Annotated in this window: 3 protein-coding genes; 2 read left to right on the top strand and 1 reads right to left on the bottom strand. The window is 34.3% G+C overall.

Translation table 11 applies throughout. The features are described from left to right. Nucleotides 1–3,522: hypothetical protein (locus tag ACH2BV_RS05615; RefSeq protein ID WP_395049744.1), on the bottom strand; the 3,522-nt coding region annotated here is incomplete at its 3' end. A 635-nt stretch (nucleotides 3,523–4,157) separates the two neighbouring features. On the opposite strand from ACH2BV_RS05615, the gene ACH2BV_RS05610 reads away from it, so the two are divergent. Together ACH2BV_RS05610 and ppk1 are read left to right on the top strand one after the other, a co-directional pair. Then, nucleotides 4,158–4,643, top strand: coding sequence for a SixA phosphatase family protein (locus ACH2BV_RS05610; protein ID WP_395049743.1), 486 nt, complete (start codon nucleotides 4,158–4,160; stop codon nucleotides 4,641–4,643). A gap of 5 nt (nucleotides 4,644–4,648) precedes the next feature. Further along, entirely contained in the window at nucleotides 4,649–6,721 is a 2,073-nt protein-coding gene (gene ppk1 / locus ACH2BV_RS05605; RefSeq protein WP_395049742.1) for a polyphosphate kinase 1, read from the top strand. The last annotated feature ends 51 nt before the right edge of the window (nucleotides 6,722–6,772 follow it).

Raw genomic sequence — 6,772 nt, 5'->3', positions numbered from 1 at the left:
ATAGGTTAAATCATCAGAAGTAGTTCCTGTTATAGTACCAACACAAACATCGGTAGTAGTAGGAGCCGTAGCCGTAGCCGAACATTCTCCGGTTGCATCCGCAATAGTTGGTTTAACTGGTTTTGTAATATCGTCAACGATTACATTTTGATTGGCAGTAGTTGAGTTACCACTACAGTCAATAAATGTCCAAGTCACAACAGTTGTCCCTTGAGTAGTAATTGGGAAAACAGTTGAGGTTGTTCCTGTTATAGTTCCAGAACAAAGATCGGTAGTAGTAGGAGCCACTGACGTTCCACTACATTCTCCAACAGTTACATCAACAAGTGTTGGAGTTACAGGATTAGTTGTATCTTTTTTGGTAATTATTTGAGTATATGTTGAACTTATATTACCACAATTATCAATTACTGTCCAAGTATTGGTATAAGTTCCAGAATTAGCACAAGATCCCACAACAAAAGCGCCAGAAACTTTAATTATATTAGTAACGTCTAAATCACAATTATCCGCAGCAATAGGAAATAACGCTTGAGCAGCAATTAAACCAGCTGCATCGCTACATTCTACAGTTATATCTAAATTACCAGCAGCAGTTGTCCAGGTAGGGGCTGTATTATCAACTACATTAATTATTTGTTTGAAAGGAGCGCTAGTGTTACCACAAGCATCTGTAGCAGTCCAAGATCTTACAATCACGGTGTTACCTTCACAAGCTGTAGGAGAAATACAAACACCTGTGAATTCTAATGTTCCAGATGCAGGAGTATCTTTTCTTCCAAAAAGAGTCCAAGTACCATTCATCGGTCCGGTAAGATCCTCAAAACGGGTTCTGTAATTTCCATTAAAACCAGCTATGGTATTTATTGAAGTTCCTCCATTTGGTTCAAAATTACCTGGACCAGCAGCAATGTTATCAGAATTCACCCATTTTGTGTAACTAGATGTACTTGGATAAAATGTAGGGCTGTATGTTGTAGAACCAGCTATTTCGCAGTTTCCACCATCACAGTAGGAACCAACTAGAACAATTCCATCACCACTAGGGGCGATAAGGATAAATTCAGCATTTCCTTTTCCTTGGTTTGTTGTAAACTCCATAGCTACTTTTTGGATTTGACCAGCAGTTAAGCTATTATAACCAGAAATTTCTACAGGATAGTAATATCCTTGACCTTGATTCATTTGGGTATTAATACTATAATCAAAACAAGAGGCATCTGTATAAGATACTTTTGGACTTGAATCACAACTGTCTTGAACATTTGTTGGAGAATTTCCAGCATTAGGTGTTGAATTGTAATTACATGTAGCGTCTTTTATAATAGTATAATTAGCTGGTCCGGTAAAAGTTGGAGCAGTAATATCCTCAACTGTTATAGTTTGAGATTTTGTAGAAGTATTTCCACATGCATCTTTAGCAGTCCAAGTTCTTGTTACAGAATAATTACCTGCACAAGTTGGAGTTCCTGCAGTTGTTACATCATTGTATGACAATGAAGGATTGGGATCAACGCTGTCAGTAGCAGTAGCAATAGTAAACGAAGGTACATTAGGGCACTCAATAGTAGTGTTTCCAGGTAATTGACTAATTACTGGAGGAGTTCCATCACCGTCAATAATAGTGGCGCTTGCTGTTGTTGTACAACTTTTACTATCTGTTATTAATACATTATAAGTTCCAGCTGCTAAACCACTTGGATTTTGAGCAGTTGAGATAACTGTTACATTATCTCCCGTTTTCTTCCAGGAATAATTAAAAGGAGCTGTTCCGCTTTGAACAGTCAATGTAATATTTCCATCAGAATCTCCAGCACAATAAAGTGATTCTCCAGTTGCACTTGCTATGATAGCTGGAAATATCTCTAAGCTAACAGCTGTTCTGCTGTTGCTTTTGCAACTTGTTGTATTGTTTGCAGCTTCTGCATAATAGGTTTTTAAACCTACTGTACTCCAGGTTGGACTTGCAACTACGTTTCCGTTTATTGCTGCATCATACCAAATGATACTAAAACCTGACGGTACTGTCGCTGTCGCAGTCAATGTTTGGATTGGACTTGCTTTACATTCCGCTATATTTCCTCCAGTTATAGGCGCAGCTGGTGCCCCTGTGATCGTTAAAGTAACGGCTGTTCTTGTTACACTTGAACAAGTTCCATTGCTATATTGTGCATAATAGGTTGTTGATCCAACAGTATTTCTTGTTGGACTTGCAACTACACTTCCGTTTGTTGCTGCATCATACCAAGTGATTCCAGTTGTGGACGACAAAGCTGAGTTAGCATTCAATGTTTGGATAGGGCTCTTTTCGCATTCGGTAATGTCTCCTGAGCTAATTGGCGCAGCTGGTGCCCCTGTAATGGTTAAAGTAACGGCTGTTCTTGTCAAACTTGAACAAGTTCCATTCGAAGCTTGAGCATAATAAGTTACCGTTCCAACGGTATTTAAAGTTGGACTTGCAACCACAGTTCCATTTGTTGCTGCAGTATACCAAGTGATTGTTCCGCCCGATGCAGTAGCAGTTAATGTTTGTATTGGCGAAGCTACACACACGGTTTGATCTCCACCAGAAATAGGAGCGTTTGGCGCAGCATTCACTGTTATTTTAGCAGCATTTGAAAAAAATGAATTTACACAAATACCTGTATTTAGAATTCTAGCTCTGTAGTAATGATCACCTACATAAAGTAAACCAGGAGCATATACATACAATCCTGAAGTACCAGCAATATCAGTAAAATTTATTCCGTCTGTGCTATCTTGCCAAGATTGAATAGTAGTATTTATACCACCGTTTATAGATAAGGTAAGTGGAGTACTACTTGTTCCTTGACAAATAGATTGGTTGGGAGTAACACTTCCTGAAAGAGGCACACCAAAATTCAGCGATTGGCTAGTGCACATTGAAGAATTGGTAGCTCCACCAGAAACCGAAGCATATCGTGCAACATTTATAGTTCCAGGTTGTGTTGTATTACAAGGATCAAAACCAATAGATGTAAAAGGAATATAAAACTCTACAAACTTTTTATCACCTCCAGCACAACCATTAGAATCTCCATTTTTTCCGCTCAATCCGCCTGGTACTAAGGTAATTTCAGTTACCGTTGTTGAAGTAGCATTTTGGAATAATTTAGTTGCGCCCGTATTAGTATTGATTTGAAGAATATATTCAGCCCCTCCAGCTGCAGGTCCACTTCCAAAAGATGAATCTGTTATTAAACCAGTTGAACTATTATTGTCTTTATCAATATATATTCTAATAAGTGCGGTACCTGCGTTACCAATTTTAAAAGCCAAACGAAGACTCTGTCCTAAATTGTCAACTTTAGCCCATATTTGGCCTATTTCACAAGTACCACCTGAGCTAGGTAAAGCACCAGTGGTTAATTGACCTAAATATTCATCTCCTGATACACTTGGTCCAGGACAATAACTACCATCGAAAGAATTAGGCTGCGCATATGAATTACTAACGAACATAAAGAAAGCCAGTAAAAGAAGGGTAAATTTAGTTTTCATACAATTAAATTTTAATTTATTGTGTGTAATATTTGGGTTTTTGTACTAATTTATTTTGTATCATTTAAATTATAAATCACGCTTGTATTTTATAATTCATAACATTTCAAAACAAATTTATATACTATGTTGTTTATCGATACTTTTTTTCTACGAATTACCTAAATACTCGTTGAAACGACAATTTTTTGTTATTTTCATGCTTTTTATTGTCTTATTTTTTATAATTTATTCGATACTTTACTCACTATTTTTAGCCAAATTTTGACAATAAATAGATGGGTTTATATCTTAATCATTTCTTTTCCTTATTCAAATCTAATTTAAAATTCAATTACTTTGACAAAAATCATCGATAAAATGCAAAAAAACACTGTTTAAGTGCGTATATGAATGTTTTTATAATAAAAATATTATAAAAATGAAATAAAAAATAATGCTTCTTTGAATGTTAAAATATTTAACATCTTAAAAATCGATTCAATATTTCAATTTTTAAGGAATAAATTGATCGGTGATTTTTCATTAAAAGAGTTTTTAAAGAATTATACATCCTTATCAGAAAATAATTTGTAATTTGTAGTCTTCTAAATTTATATAAGCATAGTTTAATAGAAAATTAAATATTCCCAAATATGAAAAATCTAATAATAATTCGACACGCAAAATCAAGTTGGGAAGCTCCACTAAAAGATATTGATAGGCCATTAGATCAGCGAGGAATTACTGATGCGCATTTGGTTGCTACAAATTGCAATAAATTTGTTCCTTCTCCCTCTGTTATTTGGAGTAGTCCCGCAAAAAGAGCTTCGGAAACGGCAATGATTTTTGCTCAAAATATTTTATATCCCATCGAAAGTATCGTTTTTAAACAAGAACTTTATACTTTTGATGAAAACCAATTGGAAAAAGTGATCAAATCTTGTAGTAATGTTTTTGAAAATGTGATTCTTTTTGGACATAACGAGGCTATTACAAATTTTGTTAATAAATTTGGAGATGTTTTTATTGGCCATGTTCCTACAGCTGGGTTTGTATGGCTACAATTTGATACAGATAGTTGGGGAGAAATAAAAAAAGGAAAAACTAAAAAAACTATATTCCCTAAAAATTTAAAATAAACATTGTGCATAAATATAAGTATATAGAAAGAGAAAAAAGTTGGTTAACTTTTAATGCACGTGTGCTTCAAGAAGCTTCAGATAATTCAGTGCCGTTATTAGAAAGGCTAAGGTTTTTGGGTATTTTCTCCAATAATTTAGATGAGTTTTTCAGGGTTCGATTTGCAGCAATTCGAAGATTGAGCTTGTCTGGTATATCTGGCGAAAAAGTACTTGGTGGTATATCAGCCCAACAATTAGTTAAAGATATTACTGAAATAGTTATCCAGCAACAATCCGAAAGTTTACGGATTTTAAATAATATTGAAAATAAACTCGAGACCGAAAATATATTCATCATCGATGAAAACCACATTTCAGAGGAACAGGAAATATTTTTGAAAGACTTCTTTATTCAAAAACTGAGTCCTGAATTGATTACCATAATATTAAACGATTTGGCAGAATTCCCTATATTGAAAGATACAGTGGGGTATTTAGCGATAAAATTGGTAATGAAACATAATGCCGAAGTTCATTATGCAATGATTGAAATTCCCAATACGATTAACCGATTTGTAGTTTTACCTTCCAAAGATAAAAAGCAATATGTTATTCTGCTCGACGATGTCATTAGGCACCATTTGAGCAGCATTTTCAATATTTTTGATTATGAGAGTGTATCGGCACATATGATAAAAATCACTCGTGATGCCCAATTGGTAATTGATAGTGATTTGAGTAAAAGTATGCTCGAAAAAATCGCAACAAGTGTTAAAGACCGGAGAATAGGCGAACCTGTCCGGTTTATTTATGACCAAGAAATAGAAAAAGATACACTTCAATTTTTTCTGGACAAAATGCATATTGTCTCTACAGATAGTATTATTCCTGGTGGAAAGTACCATAATAGAAGAGATTATATGAAATTTCCAAACCTTGGAAGATTTGATTTACTTTATAAAACGAATAATCCTTTACCCATTCCAGGGCTGAGTCTCGAAGGCAGTTTATTGGAAAAAATAAGCAAGAAAGATTATTTATTACATGCGCCATACCAATCATTTTCTTATCTCACCAAGTTTTTGCGTGAAGCTGCTTTGGATCCAAAAGTAACTTCTATTAAAATTACGTTATATCGATTAGCCCAAAATTCCCAAATTATTAGCTCCTTAATTAATGCGGCCAAAAACGGAAAAAAAGTAATTGTCCAAATCGAATTGCAGGCTCGTTTTGATGAGGCTTCAAATATTTCTTATGCAGAACAAATGCAAACCGAAGGTATTGAGTTAATTTTTGGAATAAAAGGTCTAAAAGTACACAGCAAAGTATGCGTTATCGAAAGAATCGAAAAGGAAAAAACGAAACGATACGGTTTTATTTCAACCGGAAATTTTAACGAACAAACCGCAAAAATATATACAGATGTTACCCTTTTCACAAGTCATCAGCAAATATTGAAGGATGTTTCCAAAATTTTTGAGTTTTTCGAAATCAACTATCGTTTATACAGATACAAACATTTGATCGTTTCTCCTCATTACACTCGATCTCGACTTAATAAATTGATCGATAGAGAAATTGCCCTTGCTTTAGAAGGTAAGAAAACCTATATGAAGCTAAAAATGAATAGTTTATCTGATTTTAATATGATTGATAAATTATATGAAGCCAGTAATGCAGGTGTGAAAATACAGCTTGAAGTAAGAGGTATTTGTTCTTTAATTCCTGGTGTTCGTGGAATGAGTGACAATATTGAAGCCATAAGTATCGTTGATAATTATCTCGAACATTCCAGAATCTATATTTTTGGTAATGCTGGAGATACTGAAGTTTATATTTCATCGGCTGATTTTATGACCAGAAACCTCGATGGCAGAGTGGAAGTTACTTGTCCCATTTATGATCCGGAAATTAAAAAGGAACTCATTGATATTTTTGATTTGGGTTGGAAAGGCAATGTAAAAGCACGCTACCATTCAGAAAAATTAGATAATAAGTATAAAATCCGCAAGGAAAATGAACTTATTTTTAGAGCTCAATTAGAAACCTATAACTATTATCAAAAGAAAGTTGAAGTAGTTGCCGAAATTGTTTAATCGGAAGTAGTTGCAAAATAAAGAAAATTTAGAATTAATGAATGACCCATT

It is taken from the genome of Flavobacterium sp. (genome assembly GCF_043780635.1).
Lineage (GTDB): Bacteria > Bacteroidota > Bacteroidia > Flavobacteriales > Flavobacteriaceae > Flavobacterium.
This window is presented reverse-complemented; position numbering and strand designations above follow the sequence as displayed.

What these genes read in the sequence shown, in the direction of transcription:
- ACH2BV_RS05610 (WP_395049743.1), top strand. Translation starts at nt 4,158, where the DNA reads ATGAAAAATCTAATAATAATTCGACACGCAAAATCAAGTTGGGAAGCT.